The organism is Sulfitobacter sediminilitoris (assembly GCF_010667575.1).
In the GTDB taxonomy this organism is placed as follows: domain Bacteria; phylum Pseudomonadota; class Alphaproteobacteria; order Rhodobacterales; family Rhodobacteraceae; genus Sulfitobacter; species Sulfitobacter sediminilitoris.
In genome coordinates this window covers 88,369-114,014 of record NZ_JAABNT010000009.1, presented here as the reverse complement: position 1 = coordinate 114,014, position 25,646 = coordinate 88,369, and the positions used below count along the sequence as shown (strand labels likewise).

The window sequence follows — 25,646 nt, the reverse complement described above, 5'->3', positions numbered from 1 at the left end:
GCTTATTTCCAGCCGACCTCGTTAAAGATTTTCTGTGCCTCGGGCAGGTTCTTGGTCACGTCCGACAGGTTGACGTCGTCGGCCTTGAATTCACCCAGCTTTGCCACGCTTTCGCTCAGGGTCACGCCCGGTACGGCGGGGAATTCATCGTTCCCGGCAGAGAAATACTGCTGCGCCTGATCGGAAGACAGATACTCAAGAAACTTGATGGCGTTCTCGCGGTTCGGTGCATGCGCCGCAACGCCGCCGCCAGACAGGTTCATGTGGGCGCCTTCAGCCTCTTGCGCGGGAAAGATCCAGCTGATCTGGTCAATGTCTGAACTGACACCGTCAACATCGATGCGCAGGGCGCGGGCGAAGTAATAGGTGTTGGCGACCGAAATCTCGCACTGGCCCGAGATGATACCGCGCAGCTGGTCCGTATCGCCGCCCTCTGGATCACGGGCGAAGTTGGCGACCATGCCTGCGGCCCATTCCTTCGCGGCTTCGGCACCGTGGTTTTCGATGATCGAGGCCAAAAGGGTCTGGCTGTAGACGTTGGAAGAGGAACGGTGGCAAATCATGCCCTTGTACGCAGGGTCAGCAAGCGAGATGTAGTCCGTCGGCGGGTTGGTCACCTCATTCTTGTCATAGAAGATGATGCGCGCACGCTGGGAAAAACCGAACCACTGGTTATCGCTGTCCTGCAGGTTGCCGGGGATACGCTCTTCGAGCACGGCACTGTCGATCGACTGCAATACGCCTGCGTCCTTGGCGCGTTCAAGACGGGAGGTATCCACGGTGAGCAGGACATCCGCAGGCGAGTTCGCCCCCTCAGCCCGCATCCGCGCAATCAGCTCATCGGCCTTGCCTTCGATCCGGTTGATGGTGATGCCCGTGGCTTCGGTGAAATCGGTATAAAGACGTTCGTCGGTGTCATAGTGGCGCGACGAGTAGAGGTTAAGCTCTTGCGCGACTGCTGCGCTGCCAAACAACGTTGTCGCTGCCGCAAACGCAAGAGTAGCCTGAGTGAAAGTGGTCATGTGGGATCCCCGTCTTGGAATTCTTTACTGATTTACTCAAGTAACAGATTCGCAGGCGGACGCAATATACTTTATCAAAATAGTCGGAATTGAATGAGGCGCTCATAAGCTGCTTTTGAAATGTCGATTCCACGGGCCGGAGAATTATGATCTTGGAGTGGCGGTTGCACGCCATCTCTTGCGTCACGGCCAGACACTTTTGCCAAGTGATGTCGGTCAGAAGGCACGGTTATGCCACCATTTGTCCAGCGTGTGGTAATCTGCCCGCCGCAGGGAGCAATCATCGATTGCCACACCGCTGTCGTTCCACGACGCCTTGTCATTGCGAAGGTGATGGGAAAAGATCACCGCAGAAAAAAGGGAGAAATGACATGAAATTCACCAAGATTCTTGCCGGGACAGCGGTAACGCTCAGCCTGCTGGCACCCACCGCCTGGGCCGAGACGCGCGTGACCTACAAGTCCGCCAAAAGCAGTTCATCCTATTACCAGATGGGCGTGCAGATTGCCGAAGCGATGAAGGCAGGCACCGATGGTAATGTGATTGTCACGGTCGAGGAAAGCCAAGGGTCCGTGCAGAACGTGATGGAGGCGCGCGCACGCGGGGGCGACTACGTCTTTACCACGCCGCCCGCGCTGGTCGGTCTGGCACAGGGCGGCAAAGCCATGTTCGAGGGCAAGGGCGACCCGGCGTTCGATGAGATCCGCGCGCTGTTTCCCATCCCGTCGCTGACCATGCATTTTGTGATGGCTGAAAAGTCGGGCGTAGAAAACTTTGCCGATATGGAGGGCAAGACCATCTTGCTGGGTAGCGGCTCTTTCGGGGCGCGTGAAGGGGAGAAGTACCTCAAGCTGTTCGGTTTGGAAGGCAAGGTCACCATCGCGGACAGTGAACTGTCGAACGCAGTGTCGGCGCTGAAAAACGGCCAGATCGATGGCTTTGTCACGGCCGGCTCATATCCCGCGCCGAACGTGATTGAGGCCGCAGCATCGACGCCGGTGAATGTGATCTCGATGAGCGATGATCAGGTCGCGGCATCCAAGCGCACGCGCTTGGTGATCCCGGCGGGCACCTATGCCGGACAGGACGCGGATATCGTGACCACATCCTTGCCGGTGGCCGCATTTGCGACGACCAAGATGGATGATGAGACAGCCTACCTGCTGACCAAGACCTTCTGGGAGCGTCAGGCAGAACTGGGTGAGGCGGCTGCCTGGTGGCAGGGTGTGACGCCCGACATGCTGAGCAACATCACCAGCGCCATCCATCCGGGTGCGGTGAAGTATTACAAGGAAGTGGGCGTCGAACTGAGCGACGCGCATATGTAACGACACCACCCCGGCTGGCGTGGCTGGCCGGGGTCATCACGTGGTTTCCGACATGACAGAAACATCAAGACCCGCCATCTGGGTGGCGCTGGGCGTGATCACCTGTGCGTTTCACCTTGGGCTGATCTTCTACGGGTTGGTGCCGAACTTGGTCAGCCGCCCGCTGCACATGGCATTGGTGCTGCCGTGGGTATTTCTGTTTGCGGCAACAGGTTCTGTCAGCCGGGTCAGCGGCTGGGTGATCACCGCAATCGGGGTGGGGTGCTGCCTGTGGATTGCGTGGAACCACCAGATGCTGCGCAACCAATATGGGTTTCTTGAAGGCCGGGCTCAGGTCTGGCTGGCGGTTGCCCTGTTGCTGATCGCGATCGAGGGGGCGCGACGGATGATCGGCTGGCCCTTGCCTCTGGTCGCCCTCGCGGCGCTGGCTTACGGGCTATACGGGCAATACCTGCCGGGGGAGTTCGGACATTCGGGCACGCCGCTGCCGTCGTTTCTGGGGACTTTGACAATAGCCGAAGGCGGGCTGTGGGGGAGCCTGACAGGAGTTTCTGTCAGCGTGGTGTCGATCTTTGTGATCTTTGGTGCCGTGCTGAACGCAGGCGAAGCAGGGCAGGGTTTCATGAATGTTGCCTCGGCAGCGGCGGGGCGATTGAAAGGTGGCGCGGCGAAAGTCTCGGTGCTGTCATCGGCGCTGTTCGGGTCGATTTCAGGCTCGGCTTCGGCCAATGTCGCCTCGACCGGGGCGATCACGCTGCCCGCAATGACCAAGCTGGGATACCCCAAGCGGCTGGCGGCTGCGGTGGAGGCCGTGGCCTCCTCCGGCGGGCAGATCATGCCGCCGTTGATGGGGGCGGGGGCCTTTGTCATGGTTGAACTGACAGGGGTGCCCTACACGCAGATCATGGTCGCGGCGATCCTGCCGGCGACGCTCTATTTCTTTGCGGTCTGGATGGGGATCAACGCCTATGCGGGCCGCTACGATCTCAAAGGTGTGCCAGAGGACGAGCGGCCCGGTATGCGGGATGTGATCGTGACTTCGGCGTTCTTTCTTGTGCCGTTCACGGTGCTGCTGACCGCGATGTTCGCACTGGGGTTTACGCCCCAATACGCGGCCTGTGTGGCGGTATTGGTCGCGGTGCTGGCGCTGGCCGTGGATGGAAAGCGCGGTCTGGACCTGCGGCAGTGGGGAACGCGGCTGGCAGATGCGGCGCTGTCTGCAGGCAAGCAGGTCGCGATGATCGCGTCGATCATCATTTGCGCGTCGATCATCATCGGGGTGCTGGGGATCACCGGGCTGGGTGTCAAGCTGACCAGCGTGATCCTCTCTGGCTCGGGCGGGTCGCTCTGGCCTGCGCTTTTGCTGACCGCCCTGGCCTGTCTTTTGCTGGGCATGGAGGTGCCGACGACGGCGGCCTACGTGATTTGCGTGTCAGTCGCCGGACCAGCCCTGATCGAATTGGGTTTGGCGCCCTTGCAGGCGCATCTGTTTGTGTTCTGGTTCGCGTTGCTTTCCACGATCACGCCCCCGGTCTGCGGTGCGGTTTTCATTGCTGCGGGCATGATCGGAGAGAACTGGCTGAAGGTGGCCCTGACCGCGATGGCGCTGGGTGTCGGGCTGTATCTGATACCGCTTGGGATGATTGCCAACGATCAGTTGATCGCGCTGGGAGACGCGCCCTTGGCAGCAATTTGGGCGGCGCTGCGGATGGCGGTGGGGCTGTCGCTGATATCCTACGGATTGATCGGCAAGGTCACTGTGTTGCTGCGCGTCGTTCTTTGTGCAGCGGGCCTCATCGTTATCTTTGCGGGCGCCTGGTTCTGATATTCGGACAATTGAACGGATTGGCTGAACTTTCCTTGATTTGCTGACCTGTTAGCGCTAACAAGCGGTCAGAATGCTTGCAAGTGTTTGGATGGGGGCGTGTGCCATGACAACGAATATCGCAATCAATGGGTTCGGCCGGATCGGTCGGTGCACTCTGCGCGCCCTGTTTGAGACCGGCCGCGACGACATGAAAGTGGTCGCCGTCAACGATCTGGCACCGCCTGATCACCTCGCGCATTTGCTGAAATACGACTCCGTACATGGCACCTTTGGCCCTGACGTGAAGGTCGACGGGGACGTGATGCAGGTGGGCGAGCACAAGATCCGTCTGAGCGCCATTGCAAAACCCGAAGAACTGGACTGGAGCGACGTGGATATCGTGCTGGAATGCACGGGACGTTTCAACAGCCGTGAGGCGGCGGCCAAGCATCTGGAGAACGGCAGCAAACGCGTCTTGGTTTCAGCGCCTGCCAGCGGGGCGGATAAGACTGTCGTCTACGGGGTCAACCACGCGGAGCTGACGGCAGACGATGTTGTCGTCTCAAACGCATCTTGCACGACAAACTGTCTGGCCCCTATTGCAAAAGTGCTGGACGACGCCTTTGGCATCGCGACCGGCTACATGACCACCATCCATGCCTATACCGGGGATCAGCCGACCCATGACCGGGATCACAAAGATCTGTACCGGGCGCGGGCCGCGGCCTTGTCCATGGTGCCCACCTCGACCGGCGCCGCGCGCGCCATCTCACTGGTGTTGCCACATCTCGATGGTCGGCTGGAAGGGTCCGCGATCCGCGTGCCAACGGCGAATGTGTCATTGGTCGATCTGAACGTCATGACCGACAAAGCAGCGAGCTTGGACGCGGTGAACGAGGCGATGCGCAAGGCGTCCGAGGGGCCGCTTAAGGGCGTGTTGGGATACGAGGAGGCACCGCTTGTGTCCTCTGACTTCAATCACAACCCGATGTCATCGATCTATGCGCCCGCGCTCACTAGTGTCACGGGCGGCGGTATGGTGCGCGTGGTCAGCTGGTATGACAACGAGTGGGGGTTCTCCTGCCGGATGCTGGATACCTCGGCTTATATGGCAGGTCTGCTCAAAGGCTGATTGGCGCACCGGTTGCGCTGTGCCATAGCTATGGCTGGACCCGTCAGAGGAGAGCCGACGGATGTACACACGCTATGGCGTTTACTTCACCCCAGAGGCAGCATTCGCAGTGCGGGGCGCCGCCTGGCTGGGCTGGGACATCGCGACCGGCAAGGCCGTGGCGCAGCCTCAGATTACCGGTCTGGATTTGCATGCGGCAACAGACCGGCCGCGCAAATACGGGTTTCACGCTACCATCAAACCGCCCTTCGGACTGCAATCCGGACAAACAGAACGGGAGTTGCACGGCGCGTTCGAGGCGCTGTGCGCAACAATCAAGCCGATCAGTCTGGGCGGTCTGTCCGTCACCACGATGGGCCGGTTTCTTGCTCTGACGCCAGCGGGAGACCAAAGCGATCTCAGGGCACTAGCCGCTGTTGTCGTGCGGAAGCTCGACCCGTTTCGCGCCCCCGTGTTGGAGGCCGAGATTGCCCGCCGACAACGGGTCAATCTATCACCTGCACAGCAGGAGAACCTTGTTTTGTGGGGATACCCTTACGTGATGGACCAGTTCCGGTTTCACATGACACTGACCGGGCCGCTCAAGGACCTGGACGCAGCTCAGGCCGCGGCGCAGGCCCATTTCGCGCCGATTGTACCAGACAGCTTGCACCTTGACGCGCTTGCCTTGGTTGGTGAGCGCCCCGACGGCATGTTCTGTGAGATTGACCGCATCGCGCTGACAGGTTGATGGGTCAAAGCCCCGGCAGCCAAAGCGCCAATTGCGGAAAGGCGATCAGGAGCGCCACCAACAGCAGCGAACATCCGATGAACGGAAAGGCCGAAGTATAGATCTCGCGCATGGTGGTGCCGGGAGGGGCCACGCCTTTCATCACGAACAGAAGCAGTCCGAAAGGGGGCGTGGTAAAGCTGATCTCAAGCGCGAGCAGCATGATGAGGCCAAACCAGATCGGATCGAAGCCGAGGGTGGAGGCCAATGGGAAAAAGATTGGCACGGTCAGCAGCATGATCGAGATTTGCTCCATGAACATGCCAAGCAGCAGCAATACACCGAACATCACCAGCAGCATCACAAGAGGGGCAAGATCATAGGACGTGGCCCAGTTGACCAACCCGCGCGACGCGCCCGAGAAGGCCAGAAGCTGACTGAACGTGGCCGAGCCGAAGACGATCAGATAAGCCATCAAGGTCACACGCATCGCGCCGATGATGGATTTCTTCATGTTATCCCACGTGAGGCACCGAAACGCAGCGGCAAGGATCAGGACACCGAAGGCACCGAAGGCAGCGGCCTCTGACGGGGTGACGATGCCGTTGATCATCAGCACGATAATCACGACCATGACGCCGACCATCGGTACGACCTCGGTCAGCAGCAGCTTAAGCTTTTGCACGAACGACAGCGGTATCACGTCATATGCTGGCGCGGCTGTGGGGTCGATCTTGGTCTGTATCCAGATCGTGGCAATGTAGAAGAACGCAAGGATAAGGCCGGGAACGACGCCCGCGATCAGCAAAGCGGCAACGTCGATCTGCGCAAGCGTCGCAAGCAGAACCGCGAGCGCGGAGGGCGGGATGATGATGGCCAGTCCGCCCGTGCCAAGGATCGGGCCGATGCTCATGTGGGATTTGTAGCCGCGGTTGTTCATCTCTGGCACCATGAGAGAACCGAGCAGGGCCGTGGAGCCCATGGAAGATCCCGATAGGGTCGAGAACGCAGTACCACCCAACACCGTGACATAGCTAAGCCGGCCGGGCAGGCGGCCCAGCAATTTGTCGATGGCGTTGAACATGCGTCCGCCAAGGCCGGTGTGGAAAAAAATCTCTCCCATCAACAAAAACAGCGGGATCGGCACCAGCGCATATTTCGTCAGCGATCCAAGGCCATTGTTGAGAAGCTGACCCACGCCACGTTCGCCCCCCATGAATACCCATGCACCGATGATGTTCGCCGCGAGAAAGGCAAGGGCGACAGGCATCCCCAATGCCATCAGGAACATGATGGCGCCCAACAGCAGGGCGAGAGCTTCAAACCATTCCATTATTCGTGAATTCCTGCTTCGCCGGTGTGCATCAGATCCGATCCAAAGATGAACCGGGAAAATTCAATCGCCATGATCCCAAAGCTGAGCGGAAAGGTGATCGTGAGAAGCCAGCGGGGGTAGTAATAAGCGCGGGTATCATAGTCGCCGCGCTCGATGTTGGTCAGGAACAGCTCGATGCCTTTCCATGTCAGGATCAGACAGACGATCACGCAGCCAAGGGCGACCAAGCGGCTGACAATTTTACGCGGACCGTCGGGCAGGGCTGAGGTGACCAGTTCGATATGCACATGCCCTTTTTCGCGCACCAGCCAAGGGGCGCCGAGCATCGTCATGTAAAGAATGCCGTATTCGGCGGATGTGAAAAGCCACGCGGCGGGTTGCAGGCCAAGGTTGCGCATCATCACCGATGTGATGGTCGAGATCATCAGCCAGACCAGCGTGGCCCCCGCGATGAAAGCCATCACGTAAACAAGCGCGCTGTAGATCCTGTATAGTGCTGCCATGGTGCCTGCCCGCAAGGTGATGGGTCCGCCTGAGGCGGCGGACCCGATGGTGCTTTAGTTCGCGTCGAGATCGTAGAAAAGCTCGATCAGGCGGTCGTAATTGCCTGTCCCGCCGGGCTGCTCTGCCATCACGGACTGCATGCGCTCCCATGTCTTTTCACGGGCCGCGGCAAGGTAGTTTGCCTTGGCTTCGCCTTCAAGGGAGACGACCTTCATGCCAGCCGCTTCAAGGGCGGCGAAATCCTCGTCACGCTTTGCGCGCAGGGCTTCGACGCTGTCTTTTTCATGCTGGATTGCGACGTCCTGCAGAATCTTCCTGGATTCGTCAGACAGGCTGTTCCACTTGTCGTTGTTTACGATCACGCCGAGGTCGGTAGAGAAGAAGCAAGGCTCGATCCGGTAGTTCAGGAATTCGTTCCACTTCAGGTCAATCAGGCCGATCTGGGTCCAGCCTGTCGCGTCGACCACGCCACGCTGAAGCGCGGAGTAGACTTCGCCAGTTGGCAGGTCGATCACCTGTGCGCCAAGGTAGTTGGTGAAGAAGGCGTTGTAGACGTTGTTGCCGCGCAGCTTGAGGCCTTCGACCTCAAGGTTGCCATCGGCGTCGAAGGACGGCTCATCACGGGTCCAGAGGTTGTAGCACACGCCGCTGTCGAACCAGCCAAGGTATTTCAGGCCCATCTTCTCCTGATGGATCTGGTCGATCAGCTCGATGCCACCGTTCTCGCGCGTCTCTACCGCTGTGAGGTTGGATGCGACCATCGCGTCCTTCTCGGGCAGCGCGCCGCCATAGAAAGAACCGGGGGTATAGACCATGTCGACGATGCCGTCGCGCACCGCGTCTGGCTGCTGGAACATGCCGATGGCCTCTGGGCCGCCGCGCACTTCGATCTGAACGACGCCTTTACCGGCTTCGTTTACCTTGTCCACAAAGGACAAAAAGCTTTTCGTATAGATCAGCGTTTCTGGAAACGCGTGGACTGCGGTGACCGTGTCCTCGGCATAGCTTGCTGATGCGATCAGCGTGGAAGCGGCAACAAAGCCGCCCATCAGGTTCATTTTCATGTGTCTTCCTCCACATATGGAAGCCGCTGTCGCGACCCCCTGGTTGATAGGCAACTCCCTCGTGCCCGGTTTTGCCAGCAAGCTGGCCGTTCTCAATTCGGCGTGGCGGGCCATGCCCAACCATCGGTCGAATGTCTGCTGTCCCTGAAGCTGCGGATCGCGTCCGCATGTTGCAGGGTCAGGTCGATGTCGTCCCATCCGTTGATGAGTTTCGTACGCCAGTTGTTTTGCAGCGCAAAAGCAATGGTGTGCTGGCCCAGCGTCACGGTCCCTGTGTTAAGATCGATGGTGACCTCGCTGGGATTGTTGGCAAGCGCCGCGTGCAGCGTTGATGCGGCATCCTCGTCGACACGCGCAGGCAGCAGGCCGTTGTTCACCGCGTTGCTGGCAAAGATATCGCCAAAGCTGGGCGCGATGACCGCGCGAATGCCCGCGTCGACCAAGGCATAGACGGCTGCTTCGCGCGACGAACCACTGCCGAAGTTGCGGCCCGCGACAAGGATGGATGCATTTGGGCAGGTATTGAGAGGAAAGTCAGGCTTTTGCACGCCTTCCTCGTCGTGGCGCAGATCGTGCAGCAGGTATTTCCCGTAGCCTTCGCTGCGCGGCGTTGACATGAAACGCGCCGGGATAAGCTGGTCCGTATCGACATTGTCGAGCGGCAGCAGCAGGGCGGTGCCGGTATGTGTCCGCCAACCCGCCATCATGCCGCCCGATCTATCAGCAGAGGGCGCACATCTGTAATCTCACCCTGCACAGCGGCAGCCGCGACCATGGCGGGCGACATCAGATGCGTGCGTGCGCCGCGGCCTTGCCGACCCCGGAAGTTGCGGTTGGTGGAAGAGGCACAACGTTTGCCGCTTTCCACAAGATCGCCGTTCATGCCCACGCACATCGAACAGCCGGAGGCGACCCATTCAAGGCCCGCGTCAATAAAAATGCGGTCCAGACCCTCCTGTTCGGCCTGCGCTTTGACGAGGGCAGAGCCGGGTGAGACGATTCCAGGTACCTTGGCCTTACGCCCTTTGAGGACAGCGCTTGCCGCGCGAAGATCCTCGATCCGGCCGTTGGTGCAGGAACCGATAAAGACCTGATCAACCGGGGTGCCTGCGATTGGCTTGCCCGATGTGAGCCCCATGTAGTCCAGCGCGGCCTCGGCTGCGGCGGATTTTCCGTTCGAAAGGCTCGCAGGGTCTGGAATTGTGGCATCGACCGGGACGGCCTGCTCGGGACTTGTGCCCCATGTGACCGTGGGCGAGATTTCTGCCGCATCGATGGACACGTCGCGGTGAAACACGGCGTTTGTGTCTGATTGCAGTTCTTTCCACGCCACAATCGCCGCATCCCAGTCTGACGCTCTTGGCGCGAAAGGCCGGTTTTTGAGGTAGGCAAAGGTCGTGTCGTCCGGCGCGATCATGCCAAAGCGCGCACCGCCCTCGATCGACAGATTGCAGAGCGTCATCCGGCCTTCCATGCTGAGGTTGCGGATGGTGCTGCCCGTGTATTCGACCGCGTGTCCCTGTGCGCCCCCGGTGCCCAGTCTGGCAATCCAGTTCAAAGCGATGTCCTTGGCGGACACGCCCGGACCAAGGTCACCGTTAACGGTGATACGCATGGCGTCTGGTTTTTTCTGCCAGATTGTTTGCGTTGACAGCACATGCGCCACCTCGGTCGCGCCAATGCCAAAGGCAAGCGCGCCGAACGCGCCGTGAGTGGATGTATGACTGTCACCGCAATTGATCAAAAGGCCGGGCAGGGTCAGCCCCTGTTCCGGGCCGATCACATGCACGATGCCCTGGCCGGGGTCTCTTAGATCAAACAGGCGGATTCCATGGGTCTCGGCGTTCCGGGTCAGTGTCTTGATCATCCGGGCAATGTCCGGGGCCATGCCCTTGTCGCGGTCGCGCGTCGGCGCATAGTGGTCGACGACCCCGAAAGTCAGGTCAGGCTCGGCGACCTTCGCATTGCGTGCGGCGAGTTTGGCAAAGGCATGGTGCGAGCCTTCATGCACAAGATGCCGATCAACCCAGAGCAGGGATGTGCCGTCTTCGCGCAAGAGAATCTCATGCGCCGACCAGAGTTTATCGAGAAGCGTGCGGGGGGCAGTCATGCGGTGCCCTCGCCGTCTTGGCCGATGGCCGGTTCCCAGTGCCGCGCTGCACCCTGACCGACGCGGGTCAGCGGCATTTCGAGGCGGAACATGTCCGGGCGATACAGGCCCGAAAGGTATTCCACGCCGTTGCCATTGATGTCACGCACGACGCGGCGCAGCGACAAAAGGGCGGATCCGACAGCAATCCCCAGCGCGTCGGCAACCTCCGGTCCGGCCAGCGTGGCGGATACGGATTGGTGCGCTTCTTCGATTTCAACACCGCTGCGTTCCAGCAGCGCGAACAGCGGCTGGCTGGCCAGATCATCTTCTGAATAGTTGCGTGCAATTGCGGCCGGGACGTAGGTGGTCAGATGCGAGAAGGGCGTGTCGTCGGCGCTGCGCACGCGGGTTGCGATCTGCACTTCGTCATTGGCGGCAAGACCCATGGCGCGGGCGACGAAATCCGGTGCTGTGCCGTAGGAGAAAGACAAAAGCCTAGCAGTGGTGCTGTGGCCCATCTCGACAAGCTGCGGCATCAGGGTGGTAAAGTTCATCGCCACAGGCTTGTCTTCGCCTTGGCCGTTTCGCACGGTCGTGCCACTGCCTGCGCGCCGTTCGATCAGACCGGTCCCTGCCAGGGCATCCAGCGCACGGCGCACGGTCACACGGGAGACACCGAAGGTTTCGGCCAGCCGTTGTTCGCCCGGAAGGCTGTCGCCATTCGACAACGCACCTCCGGTAATCTGATCGCGCAACGACAGGTAGACGCGCTGTGCCTTGGCACCCTCAGGAAGCGTATCTGCCCTGTTTGTCTGCACGTCCGAGACTCCCCTCATTTGCGATGACCTTAACTGCGATTTGGAAAAACGCAAGTTATTGTCTTAACAGATCACTTAAATTAGTATTATAGATAATACAGATTTTGGGAGGGTGCGATGCCGATTGTCGAATTGCATGTGCTTGAGGGCTATGGGCCTGAGGACAAACGCCGCCTTGGTGAGGCCCTGACGGACGCGGTGCGATTCGTTGTGCCGGCACCGCCCGAGGCGATTACCGTCATGATCCACGAGATGCCTACCGAGGACTATTACCGGGGGCGGACCCAGCGCAGCGGCGCGCCAGCATTGCCTGATCCGAAAGAATTAGTGCATTCCTATCTTGCAGCAATGGAGGCGCGCGACCTGCCTGCCGCAACGGCCATGCTGGGCGAAGGGTTCGTGATGCAATTTCCGGGTGCGGCCCCGATGACGGAACTGCAAGAACTGATCGACTGGGCCGCGCCGCGCTATCGTTTTGTAACCAAGACCTACGAGGGATTTGACGCGATGCAGTCAGAGGGCGCGCCGGCGCTTGTCTACTGTCGCGGCACGCTGGCGGGCGAATGGCCGCATGGCACAGCTTTCGAGGGTATCCGCTTTATCGACCGGTTCGAGGTCAATGGCGGCAAGATCACGCGGCAAGACGTGTGGAATGACATTGCAGAGGTAAAGGGCAAGGCATGACCAGCAAGACCGAAATCGACCCGATCACACTATCTGTCCTTGCAGGCCGGATGGAACAGATCGCCGATGAAATGGATGCAACTCTGTTTCGTGCGGCCTTCAATCCGATCATCGCCGAGGCACATGACGCAAGTCATGGTCTCTACCATGCGGCGACTGGCGACACGCTGGTACAGGGCAAGTCGGGCTTGCCGATCTTTGTGGGCGTTATGGCCTTTGCCGTGCAGGCCGTGATCGAGAAAGCGGCCGCGGATGGCGATCTTGAAGACGGGGACATCTACATTTTCAATGATGCCCATATCGGCGGCACGCATCTGAGCGACATGCGCTTGGTGCGGCCCTATTTCCGGGACGGGAAGCTGTTTTGCTATCTGGCCTCTGTCGGTCATTGGCATGACGTGGGCGGCGCGGTTCCTGGAAACTATAATCCGGCGGCGACCGAGGTTTTTCAGGAGGCTTTCATTCTGCCCCCTGTCAAGTTGGCGAAGGCCGGACAGGTCAATCAGGACATCATCGACATCCTGCTGCGCAACACGCGTTTGCCGCAATCCGCGATGGGCGATTTGAATGGCCAGATGGGTGCGCTGGATCTGGGGATCAAGCGGATGGACGAATTGCTGGATGAATACGGGGCCGAGACGGTGGCGGCGGCGCTGGACGCGCTGGGCCACAGGGCCGAGGCTCTGATGCGTTCCGAGCTGGAGGGGCTGCCCGACGGACGCTGGGAGGCCGAGGATTTCCTCGACAATGACGGGATCACCGATGAGCCGCTCAAGATCAAGGTGGCGATGGAGATCCGTGGCGACCGGATGACATTGGATTTCGAGGGGTCCGCGCCACAATGTGCAGGCCCCGTGAACATCGCGCTGCCCACAACGGTGGCCACCGCCTATGTGGCGATCAAGCACATCTTTCCGGGGCTGCCGGCCAACGCGGGTGTCATGCGACCGATCGAGGTCAAAGTGCCCGAAGGCTCGCTCCTGTCGGCTGAGTTTCCTGCACCTACGGGGGGATATACCGAAACAATCCTGCGGATGATCGACGTGATGTTCTGCGCATTTTCTCAGGCCGCACCGGACCGCGTGGTGGCCAACGCGTACGGAACGATCAATGCGCTGTCGATTGCGGGCAAACGGAGCAATGGGCAGCCTTGGGTCATGTTCTCTTTCTACGGCGGTGGTCACGGTGGGTCGCCCGAGAGCGATGGGCTGAACCATGGCAATGCGCCGATTTCGACGGCGACAATTCCGCCGATGGAAATTCTCGAAGCCGCCTATCCGGTGATGTTCCGGCAATGGGCGCTGCGGCCTGACAGTGCCGGAGCCGGTAAGCATCGCGGCGGGGTTGGTGCGGTTTACGAAATCGAGGTGCTTGAAGAAAATGGCGCGGAGGCCTTTCTGTTCGGAGAGCGCGGACGCTTTGCACCGAAGGGCATCGCGGGCGGCGGCGATGCTGCGCTCAACGTCTTCTCATTTGAACAGGACGATGGCTGGGACACCCCGCCGCTGGCCTCGAAGATGCTCGGCATCAAGCTGAGACAGGGGCAGGCGGTTCGGCTGGAAACGCCGGGCGGTGGCGGATATGGCAGCGCCAAGGAGCGGGTGGCGGACAGTATCGCAAGGGATGTCGCGCGCGGGTTGATGAGTGCAGACATGGCGGATGAAACATACGGCACCGCATGGCGGGAGGCAGGCCAATGAGTGGACGCATGATCGGCGTGGATGTGGGCGGCACCTTTACGGATGTGTTCGTTCTGAATGAAACAGACGGCACTGCTGCCGTGGCCAAGGTGCCAACGACACGGCCCGACCAGTCCGGTGGTTTTCTGGATGGCATTGGCCGCGAAGTATCCGACCTGTCTGAAATTTCGGTCGTTGTGCATGGGACGACGGCGGGCACCAATGCGCTGTTGGAACGCAAGGGTGCCAAGACGGGTGTGATCTGCACCGAAGGTCTGCGCGATGTGCTTGAGATGCGTCGCCGCGACCGGCCAAGGACATGGGGTCTGCGCGGTGATTTCGAGCCGGTCGTGGATCGGCGTGACCGCCTTGAGGTGCCGGAGCGAACCTTGGCCAGTGGCGACATTCGCACGCCTGTCGATCTGGACGCCGTGCGCAAGGCGGCTGAGCAATTGCTGGATCAGAAATGCGAGGCAGTCTCTATCCTCTTTGCCAATTCCTATGCCAACCCGAGCAATGAAGCGGCGGCAGTTGCGGCGGTTCGAGAGATCTGGCCCAATCCGCATGTTTCGGCATCCTCTGAAATCCTGCCGGAAATCCGCGAATTCGAACGGTTCTCTACCACGGCGCTCAACGCGTATTTGCAGCCTGAAGTCTCCGGCTACCTTGGCCGCCTCGAAGACGCGCTGAAACGCGGAGGTTTCGACGGTGAGTTCATGATCGTGCAGTCGAATGGCGGGGTCATGGCTGTCGATACCGCCTGCCGTCTTCCTGTACGCACGGCCCTGTCTGGCCCTGCGGCCGGGGTGATCGCAGCGGGTTATATCGCGCAGTCGGCAGGCTTTGATAACATCATCACCGGCGACATGGGCGGCACCAGTTTCGACGTGTCGTTGATCGCGGAAGGTCACTCGATGCTGTCGCCCCAGACCTCGATTGATTTCGGAATGGTGGTCCGTGCGCCGATGATCGAGATTACGACGATCGGTGCGGGTGGTGGGTCCATTGCCTGGGTCGACAAGGGTGGACTGCTGAACATCGGTCCGGAAAGTGCAGGATCAACGCCCGGACCGGTGGCCTATGGTCAGGGCAATACCCGGCCCACGGTGACCGACGCAAATGTCGTTCTGGGACGGATCGACCCGGACAATCCCATCGGCGGAAAACTGGAGCGGCTGGACGTAGAGGCGGCAAAAAAGGCGATCGATGAACATGTCGGCAAGCCACTGGGGCTTGAGACCATGCAGGCGGCAGAGGCGATCCTGAAAGTGGCCAACAGCCGCATGGCTGGTGCCATCCGCCTTGTCAGTATCGAACGCGGATTTGATCCGAAACGCTTTGCGTTTATGCCCTTCGGCGGTGGCGGCGCACTGCATGCGGGCGCTATGCTGGCGGAGGTTGGCATCGCGCGTGCCATCGTGCCGCGCTATCCCGGTGTGACCTCGGCCATGGGCTGCGTGATCGCGGACATGCGGCAGGATTTCGTGCAGACGATCAACACGCTGGTGTCCGGATTGAACGAGGCGGCACTGGGGGACTACATGCAATCCCACACCGATCAGGGGATGGCCCTGCTGGATGCAGCACGCACGACGTTTGAGGCCCGCGAAGTCAGCTTTGAGCTGGACATGGCCTATGTCGGTCAGACGCACACGGTTGCTGTGCCGCTGACGGTTGCGGTGCAGGATTGGCAGGTCACGCCGCCCAGCAAGGCCGAAATCGAGAAGGCATTTGACGCGGCGTATCAGGGGACATTTGGCAGGCTTCTCAAGGGCGGCACCCGGCGGATTCTGAACCTGCGCAGCGCAGTGACGGGCAAGCGGCCCAAGTTTGATCTGTCCACCCTTGCGCCAACCACCAGCGGAGAGGCGGTGCCAAAATCAAAAAGGCAGGTGCATTTCGAAGACGATTGGCATGAAACGGCGATCTATGACCGTCTGGCCCTGCCGGTCGGGACAGTGATCACCGGCCCCGCCATTCTGGAACAGCCCGATACGACTGTATTGATCGAACCCCATCTGCAGGGCCGCGTTGACAGTTTCGGGAACACAATCATCGAACCTGCGGAGGGCAAAGCATGAGCGACCCGAAAAGCTGGAACCTGAAAAAGACAGCGCTGCTGACGATTGATCTGCAGAATGACTTTATCCATCCCGAAGGAGCCTATGGCCGGGCGGGGCAGGGCGCGCCGAGCATCGCAGCGCTGCCTGATCGCGTGGCACCGCTGGTCAAGGCGTTGCGGTCGCAGGGCGGGCATTATATCTCGGCGCAATTCACACTGGTGCCGGGGCCAGACGGTGAGCCGCTGATCGCACCGCATCTCAAGGAACTTCGCCCGTTTCTGGGCAAGGGTGACTTTGAGCCGGGGAGCTTTGGACATACGGTCGTTGACACGCTCCATCCGGCGGATTTCGTCATCGAAAAGGTCGCCTACTCTGCCTTTTACCAGACCCGTTTAGAGTACATCATGCGGGCGATGGGCATAGAGCATCTGATCGTCGGGGGGATTGTCACGAATGGCGGCGTCGCCTCGACCCTGCGGGACGCGCATCTGCGCAATATCGAAACGGTGATGCTGACAGACGGGTGCGCGGCATTCCGGCAGGATGTCCATGACGCAACGATACTATCCCTTGGAACGGTGACCCATCAGATGACCTGTGCGGACACGCTTGACTGGCTGGAGGGCGGGGCATGAGCCTTAAGGCGCGGCTTTCGCGCAAAGAAATCGTGGTGGCGCCGGGCGTTTATGATGGTCTGACCGCGTCACTGGCCGCGGCAGCCGGGTTCGAGGCGCTATATCTGAGCGGTGCGGCGGTTGCCTATACCCGGTTGGGCCGCCCCGACATTGGCCTGACGTCAGTCAGCGAAATGGCCGACACGATGACCCTGATCGCGGACAGGGTTGATCTGCCGGTGATCATTGATGCGGATACCGGATTCGGCAACGCGTTGAATGCACAACGGACGATGCGGCTCTACGAGCGAGCCGGGGCTTCTGCCTTGCAGGTCGAGGATCAGACCTATCCCAAGCGGTGCGGTCACTTGAAAGACAAGTCCCTCATTCCGGCAGGCGAGATGGTGGGCAAGGTGCAGGCAATGGCCGATGCCCGTCGGTCGGAGGAGACGCTGATCGTTGCACGCACGGATGCGATTGCGGTCGAGGGACTGGATGCGGCGCTTGATCGTGCCGGACGCTATCTTGAGGCCGGGGCTGACGTGCTGTTCATCGAGGCACCGCAGTCGCACGAGCAAATGGCCAAGATTACGGATATGTTCGGAGATCGTGTGCCACTGCTGGCCAATATGGTCGAAGGCGGTGCGACGCCCATCACGAATGCTGCTGATCTTCAGGACCGTGGCTTTTCCATCGCGATTTTTCCGGGCGGCATCGTCCGCGCCATCGCACGGACCGCTCAAGATTATTACGGCAGCTTGCGGGCCAATGGCAGCAACCGTCCTTTCTCGGACCGGATGTTTGATTTCGATGGTCTGAACGACGTGATCGGAACCGCCGCGATGCTTGAAAAAGGGGAGCGCTACAGCCGCGATGACTGATCTTGTCTCTTCCCCGCCCTCTGCCTTTGATCTGGATTGCGAGACGCTGATCATCGGTGCCGGGGCCTGTGGGCTGGTTGCGGCACTGTCGGCGCAGGAAGCAGGACAGGAAGTACTGGTCATTGAGGCAGACGCGGTGCCAAGCGGATCTACGGCGCTTTCTGCCGGGCTGATCCCTGCCGCTGGGACCAAGGTGCAGCAGAAGGCGGGAATCGAAGACGATGCCGCGTTGTTCGCGCAAGACATTCAGGCCAAGGCGCATGGGGAAAACGATCCGGCGCTGGTTGATCTGATGGCGCAAAACGCCGCCGAAGCAATTGACTGGCTGATGGAGCGGCATGGCTTGCCGTTCTCGGTCGTGACGAACTTTGACTATCCGGGCCACAGCCGCCGTCGGATGCACGGCTTGCCAACGCGGGCGGGGGCAGAGCTGGTGAATGCCCTGCGGGCGGCGTGTGAAAACGCGGGCATCGACATCATCTGCGAGCGTCGGGCGACGACGCTTTTCCGAGACAAGGATCAGGTCCGTGGCATACGGGTCGAACGCCCTGACGGCGGGGTAGAGACGATTGGCTGTGCCAAACTCATTCTCGCGTGCAACGGATTTGGGGGAAACAGCGATCTGGTGGCCGCGCATATGCCCGAGATCAAGGACGGCCTGTGGTTCGGTCATGGCGGCAATCAAGGCGAAGCGATCCGGTGGGGTGCCGAACTGGGCGCGGCACTGGATCATCTTGGTGCTTATCAAGGTCACGGCAATGTGGCCCATCCTCATGGGATCCTGATTACATGGGCGGTGATCACCCAAGGTGGCGTGCAGGTAAATCGCAATGGCGAACGCTTTTGGAACGAGGCGCAGGGCTATTCCGAAGCGGCCCGTGCGGTGTTGAGCCAGCCCGGCGGCGAGGCTTTCGCCATTTTCGACGCGCGGATCGCCGCGATTGCGGAGCAATTCGAGGATTTTAAGCAGGCCAAGGCCGTTGGTGCCATACGGATGCATGATACGCTTGATGCACTTGCCGAGGATCTGGGGCTGCCTGCTGACACGTTGACCGAAACCATTCAGGCGTTGCCCCTCGATGGCACGGATGACTTTGGCCGAACTTTTTCCGGCCCGCCGCTTGAAGCGCCTTTCTGCGGCGTGCGTGTCACAGGGGCGTTGTTCCACACGCAGGGCGGATTGCGGGTGAATGAGCGTTGTCAGGTCGTGCGAGAGGACGGTAGCGTATTTTTCAACCTTTTCGCCGGGGGTGGTGCGGCCTGTGGCGTGTCAGGGCGGGGCGACAGCGGTTATCTGTCAGGCAATGGATTGCTGAGTGCGGTGGTGCTGGGGCGTATAGCGGGGCGTGCCAAGCCTGTCTGAGAGCACCATGTTTCAGAAGAGGTCTGCCAAGAGCACAAAGAGTTCGGTCTGCGAGGAAATTTGCAACTTCCTATAGATGTTGCGGCGATGCACTTTCGCTGTCTCGCGCGATATTCCAAGGCTAAGTGCTGCGGAGAGGTTGGAATGCCCCTGTAGAATTAACCCCGCCATCTGAGCCTCGCGCCGCGTCAATTGCGGCTTTTGGCTTTCTGCGACATGCGCACGAATTAGGTCTTCCAGTGGTCTGGACTTATTGTCAGGACCTTGGGTGCTGCGCAGGGCCATGCGGTGTTCGCAATGCTGGCGTAGCAATTCAAGAAGGATGGGGCTGGCCTGCTTGAGGCAGTTTACTTCTTTGCGTTTGAACGTCCCGCGTCCCTCACGGCGGCTGAAAGACAGATGGCCAACCGATCCGTCAGACAGCGGGACGAGCAAGCCCACCTCGCCGATGATCTTGGTCTGTTTGTAGTATTGAAGGTAATACTCGCCCGCAAAGAAACGGTCCGGGGCAATCTCTGACAACAGGTACAAGCCGCCATCGCCGATCTGGTTTCGGTATTGAAAGAATGGATCAAGCCGGTAGGCACCGGCGGTGTAAAGACGCGGATAATTATGCGCCAGAACGGGGTCTTTGATCCATGTCTCCAGCGGTTCCGGTGCGCCGTCCTTGGGAAAAATCAGGATGAGAAAGGTATCGAACGAAAGCCGGGCGCGCAGGAGGTTGCGGAAGCTGCGGAAAAACGATTCGTCTCGCACCTGTGCCATCGCCTTTTGCAGACGCTGAATGTCTCTGGGCATCAACTGCACGGCCATTTCTACCCCTTCAGCAGCCTAAAACCTAATCAATCTACCCCTGTGGGGGTATTTTTGACCAGTCTATTTGGCGCGATGATCGTCTTACGTCTGGCAAACAGGCCCGCGCGGGGGTTTCATGGACAGGCGAACTGGGGTGAGGTGCCAATACGTGACGACCGCCATCAACGTGCGCAATCTGCGCAAGGTTTATCCGGGGCAACCCCCTGTCGTTGCCTTGGCGGACGCAAGTATCCAGATCAGGGACAATGAGTTTTTCACGCTGCTGGGACCTTCGGGGTGTGGCAAGACCACGCTTCTGCGCCTGATCGCCGGCTTCGAGAACCCGACAAGCGGCAGCCTTGAGATGCATGGGCAAAGCCTGATTGAATTGCCGCCCTACAAGCGGCCCATCAACACAGTATTTCAAAGCTACGCGCTGTTTCCGCATCTGACGGTGGCGCAAAACATCAGCTTTGGGCTTGAGATGCTGGGTAAACCCAAGGCCGAGATTGCCGCCACTGTCGATGAAATGATGGCGCTGGTGAAAATGACCGAAATGGCGGATCGCCAGACGTCGCAGATATCCGGGGGCCAGCAGCAGCGGGTGGCGCTGGCGCGAGCCCTTGCCCCCAAGCCCAAGGTGCTTTTGCTGGACGAGCCGCTTAGCGCGCTGGATTTCAAGCTGCGCAAGGACATGCAACTGGAGCTGAAACGTCTGCAGACCGAGACGGGCATCACGTTCATCTTTGTCACCCACGATCAGGAAGAAGCACTGACCATGTCCGACCGCATTGCGGTGATGAGCGCCGGAACCATCCGCCAGATCGGCGGGCCGCGCGATATCTATGACCATCCGGCGGAAAGGTTCGTGGCTGATTTCATAGGTGATACGAATTTCCTGAAAGCGGATGTGGTCTCGGTCGCAGGGCAGACTGCGATGGTGCGCTTGGCATCGGGGCAGACGATTGCCGCACGCACACCGGAGGGGGCTGACGTTGCCGGAAGTGTCACGCTTGCCATTCGGCCCGAGCATGCGGGTATCGAGGCTGGGTCAGGCGGGCTGTTATCTGGTACGCTGGGCGAAGTCGTCTATTTCGGGACGGATACCCATTACCACGTGGCGCTGCCAGACGGGACCGCCTTTGTTGTGCGTCAACAGAACCGCCCAGACCGGGCGGACGATCTGGCGACCGGAGATATGGTCAGCATCAGTTTTGCGCCGGACGTCGGTCAGGTGCTGAGGGATTGATATATGGCTGACCTGACCACCGCCGCTGACAGACGCGCTGCCCGCACCCGCTGGCTGTTGCTGGCCCCGGCGCTGGTCATCCTGGTTTTCGCGGCCAGTGGTCCGCTGCTGATCACGCTGGTTTATTCCTTCCTGACACCCGGCGATTACGGTGGGGTCGAGTGGCAGTTCTCTTGGTCGGCGTGGTTCAACGTCTTCATGGAGAGGGACATTTTCGAGGACACGCTTGGCTTTTCCGATGCCCATCTGAGCATTTTCTGGCGGTCGGTGAAATTGTCGCTGATGACGACGGTGCTGTGTCTGTTTTTCGGGTTTCCGACGGCCTATTTCATCGCGACACGCCCGAAAAAGCAGCGCGATCTGTGGATGCTTTTGATCATCATTCCTTTCTGGACGAACCTTCTGATCCGTACGTTTGCAGTGGTGGAGCTGATCCGGAACGAGGGCACGGTGAACACGGTTCTGATTGCGCTGGGCATCGTTGATGAGCCGATCCAGATGCTGTTTACCGAGTTTTCGATCCTTGTCGGTATGGTCTATGTCTATCTGCCGCTGATGGTGTTGCCGCTTTATGCCTCAATGGAGCGGCTCGACTTCAGCCTGGTCGAAGCGGGCTATGATCTTTATGCGAGCCGGTTTCAGGTGTTGCGGCGTGTGATCCTGCCGCTGGTAAAGCCCGGTGTTATTGCCGGGTCGATCCTTGTTTTCGTACCATCGCTGGGGGCTTACGTGACGCCGCGCGTCATGGGCGGGGGCAATCAGCTGATGATCGGCAACCTGATCGAATTGCAGTTCGGACAGGGGCGCAACTGGCCGCTGGGCGCGGCGTTGTCGATCACGCTGCTGGCCATCGTCATGGTCGCCCTGATGGCTTACGTGCGCACCGCCGGGGACGAGGATCCGCGCCATGGCTAGCCCGTTCAACATCCGCCGCCAGACCGGGTTCACCACCATCGCCGTGACGTGTTTCGTGCTGCTCTACATGCCGATCATCCTGTTGGTGGTCTATTCGTTTAACTCCGGTAATTCGATTGCGATCTGGGAAGGGTTCTCTTGGCGCTGGTATCAGTCGGCGTGGCAGAACGAGCAGGTGCAAGAGGCGACCGTGCGCAGCCTGATCATCGCGCTTTGGGCGTCGGGGATTTCCACGTCGGTGGCGGTACTGGCCGCACTTGCAACCACGAGAACCCGCAAGTTCAAGGGACAGTCGGCGGTCTTTGCCATGATCAACCAGCCCTTGATGGTGCCCGAGATTGTGACTGCCGTTGCGCTGCTGATTTTCTTTGCGATGATCAAGGTCGCAACCGGGTACACCGGGCTTGCCTATCTGATCATCGCGCATTCCGCGTTCTGCATCCCCTTCGCCTATTTGCCGATCCGCGCGCGTCTTCAGGGTATGGACCTGAGCCTGGAGCAGGCCGCCGCCGATCTTTACGCCACGCCCTTTCAGGTGTTTCGCCGCATCACCCTGCCGCAGCTTTGGCCCGGTATCCTTGCCGGAGCGATGCTGGCCTTCGTGATCAGCCTTGATGACGTGGTGATCACCGAATTTGTAAAATCCGCCGGGCAGGATACGCTGCCCACGTATATGCTCGGCCAGTTGCGCCGGGTTGTGACGCCCGAGATCAATGCGATCTCGACCGTGCTTCTTGGCATCTCGGTCACATTCGTGATCGCCTTTACGGTGCTGAGCAAGATCAAGAACTAAGCCAACCAAAGGGAGTTAAAAACAAATGAAAAAGACACTGACGGCCATGATACTGGCGCTGGCCAGCCCGGCCTTTGCCGAAGGCGAGCTGAACATCTTCAACTGGGGAAACTACACAAGTCCGGAGATGATCGAAAAGTTCGAGAAAGAGACCGGCATCAAGGTCACGATCACCGACTATGACAGCAATGACACCGCGCTGGCCAAGATCAAGGCAGGCGGTCATGGGTTCGATATCGTCGTGCCATCGGGCACCTATATCCCGATCTTCGTAGGCGAAGGTTTGCTGATGGAAAGCAATCCGAACCAGATGGAGAATTTCAAGCACATGGACCCGCAGTGGGTGGATGTGGATTTCGATCCGGGCCGCAAGTATACCGTTCCATGGCAGTGGGGTACGGTGGGTGTCACGGTGAACACCGCCGTTTACGGCGGCGACATCAATACCGCCGCTTTGATCTTTGACCCGCCGGAAGAGCTGAAGGGCAAGATCAACGTTGTGCCGGAAATGAACGATGTGATGGGTATGGCGATCCAATACGCGGGCGGCGAACAGTGTACGGCGGATAAGGAAGTCCTCAAGAAGGTGCGCGACATCCTGCAGGCCGCCAAGCCGCACTGGCTGTCGATGGATTATGGCAATATCGAGAAATACGCCAAGGGCGATCTCTCTGCCGGGGTGAACTGGAATGGCGCGTCGTTCCGCGCAAGAAACCAGAATGCGGACATCGCCTTCGGCTATCCGCAGGAAGGCTACCCTGTCTGGATGGACAATGCGGCTATCCTTTCTGACGCGCAGAACGTGGAGGAGGCCAAGACCTTCCTCAACTTCATCATGGACCCTGAGAATGCCGCGATGCTGTCGTCCTTTGCGCGCTATGCCAACGGCATCAAGGGTTCGGAAGAGTTCATGCCAGAGGATATGAAAACGGCGCCTGAAGTTGTGGTGCCTGAAAACCTCAAAGCGGCGGCCTATGTTGCCAAGACCTGCCCGCCTGAGGCGACCAAGCTTTATACCGCGATCTGGACAGAGCTTCAGAAGTAAGACCTTTCGGCCCCGGTGCAGCACCGGGGCCGTTTCCATTTGGAGAGCCGCCATGACAGCCAGCCCCGATATCATCATCCACAACGGTACGCTGATCACCTTCGATCCGGAACAATCGGCGGCCACGGCCCTAGCGATTACTGGGGGGACGATCACGGCCGTCGGCACGGATGCCGAGATAACCGAACAGGCGGCTGACGGCACGAAGGTGATTGATGCAAGGGGCGGTACAGTCATGCCCGGCTTCATCGACAGTCATGTGCATCTGTTCGGTGGTTCGTTCGAACTGTCCTGCCTGAACCTTTACGGGGTCAGCGGGCTGAGCGAGATGACCAAGCGCATCCGACCTTACGCAGAGGAAAATCCTGACGCGGACCTCGTGTTCTGCGTCATGGCGGACTACGGCATTCTTGGCACGGGCAAGACACCGACACGACATGACCTTGACCGCATCGTTGATGATCGCCCTCTGGCGATGTTTTCGCCGGATCATCACACGGTCTGGGCCAACACCGCCGCGTTGGAGGCGGCAGGGCTGATCAACGGAGGCGAGGTAGACGCCGGTTCAGAGATCCGCATGGGCGAGGATGGCAAGGCGAACGGTGAACTCTTGGAACCGGGTGCCTATGGTCCGATCCTTGAAATGACCCGCCACAAGGGCCGCGAAATGCTGGGGCTGGTCACCGGACGTGACCCGGAACCTGTGCCGACCCCGCAAGAGCGCGAGATGGACAAGGACGTGATCGAGGCGGGCTTGCGCCATTGCGCTGAAAAGGGGATCACGGGCTTGCATCTGATGGACGGCAATGTCTTTCAGTTGGAACTGTTGTCCGAGCTTGAGGCCGAAGGCCGCTTGCATTGCCGGACGATGGTGCCGTTCCATTTCAAAGGTACGGACGATATTGCGCGTATCGCCGCCGAAGGTGTGCCCATGCGCGACCGCTTCCAAGGGGACAAGGTCTGGTGTGGTCACATGAAGATGTTCATTGACGGCGTCGTCGAAAGCGGCACCGCGCTGATGTTGCAGCCGTATCCCGGTGACATGGGCAAAGACGGCAATATGGGCGATGAAGTATTCACCCAGGATCATTTCGTGGCGGCAACCAAGGAGGCAGACCGCCTCGGCTTTCAGATCGCCGTCCATGCGATCGGGGATGCAGGAGTACGACGCACGATTGATGCATATCAGGCAGCGCGGGAGGCCAACGGCAAGCGTGACAGCCGTCACCGCATCGAACATCTTGAGGTGATGCACCCCGACGATATTCCGCGTCTGGCGGCACTCGATATCGTCGCCTCGATCCAGCCGGGACATGCGCCGATGGGCCATATCTTTCCTCCCGGCGCAGTCGGGCAATACTTGCACCCGCATCAAATCGCGGGGGCATACGCATGGCAGGACATCCGGGACAGTGGCGCGCGCGTCGTATTTTCCACCGACTGGCCGGTCATTCAGGTTGACGTGATGGATACGCTGCGCGCTGCGATGGCGCCGCTCGATCTGGGGCCGGATTGGCGTGAACAGACACAAAGCCTGCATGACACGCTGTCCAGCTATACCCAGGCCAACGCATGGGTGGAATTCAACGAAGATCGCAAGGGCCAGCTTAAGGTCGGCATGATGGCAGACGTGGTTGTGCTGAGCGAGGACTTGGCAAAGGTTGATCCCATAGACCTCCCCCGTGTTCAGGCGATGACCACGATCTGCGACGGCAAAGTGAGCTTCCAGCGCGCGTGAACGGTGACGGGCGGC

Annotated in this window: 23 protein-coding genes; 15 read left to right on the top strand and 8 right to left on the bottom strand. The window is 59.8% G+C overall.

All coding sequences use genetic code 11. The features are described 5' to 3' along the window. Positions 1 to 2: 2 nt before the first annotated feature. Positions 3 to 1,022: an extracellular solute-binding protein gene (locus tag GV827_RS14835; protein ID WP_164354597.1), complete on the bottom strand. Its 1,020-nt coding sequence runs from the start codon at positions 1,020 to 1,022 to the stop codon at positions 3 to 5. Positions 1,023 to 1,393: 371 nt separating this feature from the next. Here GV827_RS14835 and GV827_RS14830 point away from each other — a divergent pair, with 371 nt between their 5' ends. From GV827_RS14830 to GV827_RS14815, 4 genes are all read left to right on the top strand, one after another. Then, entirely contained in the window at positions 1,394 to 2,350 is a 957-nt protein-coding gene (locus GV827_RS14830) for a TAXI family TRAP transporter solute-binding subunit (protein ID WP_164354596.1), read from the top strand. Positions 2,351 to 2,402: 52 nt separating this feature from the next. Further along, a complete protein-coding gene (locus tag GV827_RS14825) occupies positions 2,403 to 4,175 on the top strand; it encodes a TRAP transporter permease (protein ID WP_164354595.1) in 1,773 nt (590 codons plus the stop codon). A 106-nt stretch (positions 4,176 to 4,281) separates the two neighbouring features. After that, entirely contained in the window at positions 4,282 to 5,289 is a 1,008-nt protein-coding gene (gene gap / locus GV827_RS14820) for a type I glyceraldehyde-3-phosphate dehydrogenase (protein ID WP_164354594.1), read from the top strand. A 61-nt stretch (positions 5,290 to 5,350) separates the two neighbouring features. Then, positions 5,351 to 6,019 carry a DUF1045 domain-containing protein gene (locus GV827_RS14815; protein ID WP_164354593.1) on the top strand — a complete coding sequence of 223 codons (669 nt, stop codon included), beginning with the start codon at positions 5,351 to 5,353 and terminating at the stop codon, positions 6,017 to 6,019. A 4-nt stretch (positions 6,020 to 6,023) separates the two neighbouring features. On the opposite strand, the gene GV827_RS14810 is transcribed toward GV827_RS14815, so the two are convergent. From GV827_RS14810 to GV827_RS14785, 6 genes are all read right to left on the bottom strand, one after another. Next, the gene (locus tag GV827_RS14810) at positions 6,024 to 7,331 is read right to left on the bottom strand and encodes a TRAP transporter large permease (protein ID WP_164354592.1); all 1,308 of its coding nucleotides are present in this window, start codon (positions 7,329 to 7,331) and stop codon (positions 6,024 to 6,026) included. Beyond that, positions 7,331 to 7,837: a TRAP transporter small permease gene (locus GV827_RS14805; RefSeq protein ID WP_164354591.1), complete on the bottom strand. Its 507-nt coding sequence runs from the start codon at positions 7,835 to 7,837 to the stop codon at positions 7,331 to 7,333. Before GV827_RS14805 ends, GV827_RS14810 begins: the two co-directional genes overlap by 1 nt. 54 nt (positions 7,838 to 7,891) lie before the next feature. After that, entirely contained in the window at positions 7,892 to 8,902 is a 1,011-nt protein-coding gene (gene dctP / locus GV827_RS14800) for a TRAP transporter substrate-binding protein DctP (protein WP_164354590.1), read from the bottom strand. A 92-nt stretch (positions 8,903 to 8,994) separates the two neighbouring features. Continuing rightward, complete coding sequence (gene leuD / locus GV827_RS14795; protein WP_164354589.1) at positions 8,995 to 9,606, bottom strand: 3-isopropylmalate dehydratase small subunit; 612 nt, start codon at positions 9,604 to 9,606, stop codon at positions 8,995 to 8,997. Beyond that, the gene (leuC, locus tag GV827_RS14790; protein WP_164354588.1) at positions 9,606 to 11,012 is read right to left on the bottom strand and encodes a 3-isopropylmalate dehydratase large subunit; all 1,407 of its coding nucleotides are present in this window, start codon (positions 11,010 to 11,012) and stop codon (positions 9,606 to 9,608) included. Before leuC ends, leuD begins: the two co-directional genes overlap by 1 nt. Next, positions 11,009 to 11,830, bottom strand: a complete 822-nt coding sequence (locus tag GV827_RS14785) for a GntR family transcriptional regulator (protein WP_164354587.1) — start codon at positions 11,828 to 11,830, stop codon at positions 11,009 to 11,011. The genes leuC and GV827_RS14785 overlap by 4 nt, the downstream gene beginning before the upstream one ends. A gap of 99 nt (positions 11,831 to 11,929) precedes the next feature. Between GV827_RS14785 and GV827_RS14780 the strand changes: the two genes are divergently transcribed. Genes GV827_RS14780 through GV827_RS14755 form a run of 6 tightly spaced genes read left to right on the top strand, consistent with a single transcriptional unit; the run spans position 11,930 to position 19,096 of the window. Beyond that, positions 11,930 to 12,496, top strand: coding sequence for a tautomerase family protein (locus GV827_RS14780; protein ID WP_164354586.1), 567 nt, complete (start codon positions 11,930 to 11,932; stop codon positions 12,494 to 12,496). Continuing rightward, complete coding sequence (locus GV827_RS14775) at positions 12,493 to 14,196, top strand: hydantoinase B/oxoprolinase family protein (RefSeq protein ID WP_164354585.1); 1,704 nt, start codon at positions 12,493 to 12,495, stop codon at positions 14,194 to 14,196. The genes GV827_RS14780 and GV827_RS14775 overlap by 4 nt, the downstream gene beginning before the upstream one ends. Beyond that, positions 14,193 to 16,256, top strand: coding sequence for a hydantoinase/oxoprolinase family protein (locus GV827_RS14770; RefSeq protein WP_164354584.1), 2,064 nt, complete (start codon positions 14,193 to 14,195; stop codon positions 16,254 to 16,256). The genes GV827_RS14775 and GV827_RS14770 overlap by 4 nt, the downstream gene beginning before the upstream one ends. Beyond that, positions 16,253 to 16,873, top strand: a complete 621-nt coding sequence (locus GV827_RS14765; RefSeq protein ID WP_164354583.1) for a cysteine hydrolase family protein — start codon at positions 16,253 to 16,255, stop codon at positions 16,871 to 16,873. Before GV827_RS14770 ends, GV827_RS14765 begins: the two co-directional genes overlap by 4 nt. Then, the gene (locus tag GV827_RS14760) at positions 16,870 to 17,733 is read left to right on the top strand and encodes an isocitrate lyase/PEP mutase family protein (protein WP_164354582.1); all 864 of its coding nucleotides are present in this window, start codon (positions 16,870 to 16,872) and stop codon (positions 17,731 to 17,733) included. The genes GV827_RS14765 and GV827_RS14760 overlap by 4 nt, the downstream gene beginning before the upstream one ends. After that, entirely contained in the window at positions 17,726 to 19,096 is a 1,371-nt protein-coding gene (locus GV827_RS14755; RefSeq protein ID WP_164354581.1) for an FAD-dependent oxidoreductase, read from the top strand. Before GV827_RS14760 ends, GV827_RS14755 begins: the two co-directional genes overlap by 8 nt. A gap of 12 nt (positions 19,097 to 19,108) precedes the next feature. On the opposite strand, the gene GV827_RS14750 is transcribed toward GV827_RS14755, so the two are convergent. Next, positions 19,109 to 19,909, bottom strand: a complete 801-nt coding sequence (locus GV827_RS14750; protein WP_204325908.1) for a helix-turn-helix domain-containing protein — start codon at positions 19,907 to 19,909, stop codon at positions 19,109 to 19,111. Positions 19,910 to 20,060: 151 nt separating this feature from the next. Between GV827_RS14750 and GV827_RS14745 the strand changes: the two genes are divergently transcribed. From GV827_RS14745 to GV827_RS14725, 5 genes are read left to right on the top strand one after another with little or no spacing between them, the layout of a single operon-like run. Then, complete coding sequence (locus tag GV827_RS14745) at positions 20,061 to 21,140, top strand: ABC transporter ATP-binding protein (protein ID WP_408056271.1); 1,080 nt, start codon at positions 20,061 to 20,063, stop codon at positions 21,138 to 21,140. Between the two features lie 3 nt (positions 21,141 to 21,143). Further along, complete coding sequence (locus tag GV827_RS14740; protein WP_164354579.1) at positions 21,144 to 22,055, top strand: ABC transporter permease; 912 nt, start codon at positions 21,144 to 21,146, stop codon at positions 22,053 to 22,055. After that, positions 22,048 to 22,848: an ABC transporter permease gene (locus tag GV827_RS14735; RefSeq protein WP_164354578.1), complete on the top strand. Its 801-nt coding sequence runs from the start codon at positions 22,048 to 22,050 to the stop codon at positions 22,846 to 22,848. Before GV827_RS14740 ends, GV827_RS14735 begins: the two co-directional genes overlap by 8 nt. 25 nt (positions 22,849 to 22,873) lie before the next feature. Continuing rightward, the gene (locus GV827_RS14730) at positions 22,874 to 23,893 is read left to right on the top strand and encodes an ABC transporter substrate-binding protein (protein ID WP_164354577.1); all 1,020 of its coding nucleotides are present in this window, start codon (positions 22,874 to 22,876) and stop codon (positions 23,891 to 23,893) included. A gap of 52 nt (positions 23,894 to 23,945) precedes the next feature. After that, positions 23,946 to 25,631 carry an amidohydrolase gene (locus GV827_RS14725; protein WP_164354576.1) on the top strand — a complete coding sequence of 562 codons (1,686 nt, stop codon included), beginning with the start codon at positions 23,946 to 23,948 and terminating at the stop codon, positions 25,629 to 25,631. Positions 25,632 to 25,646: the final 15 nt, after the last annotated feature.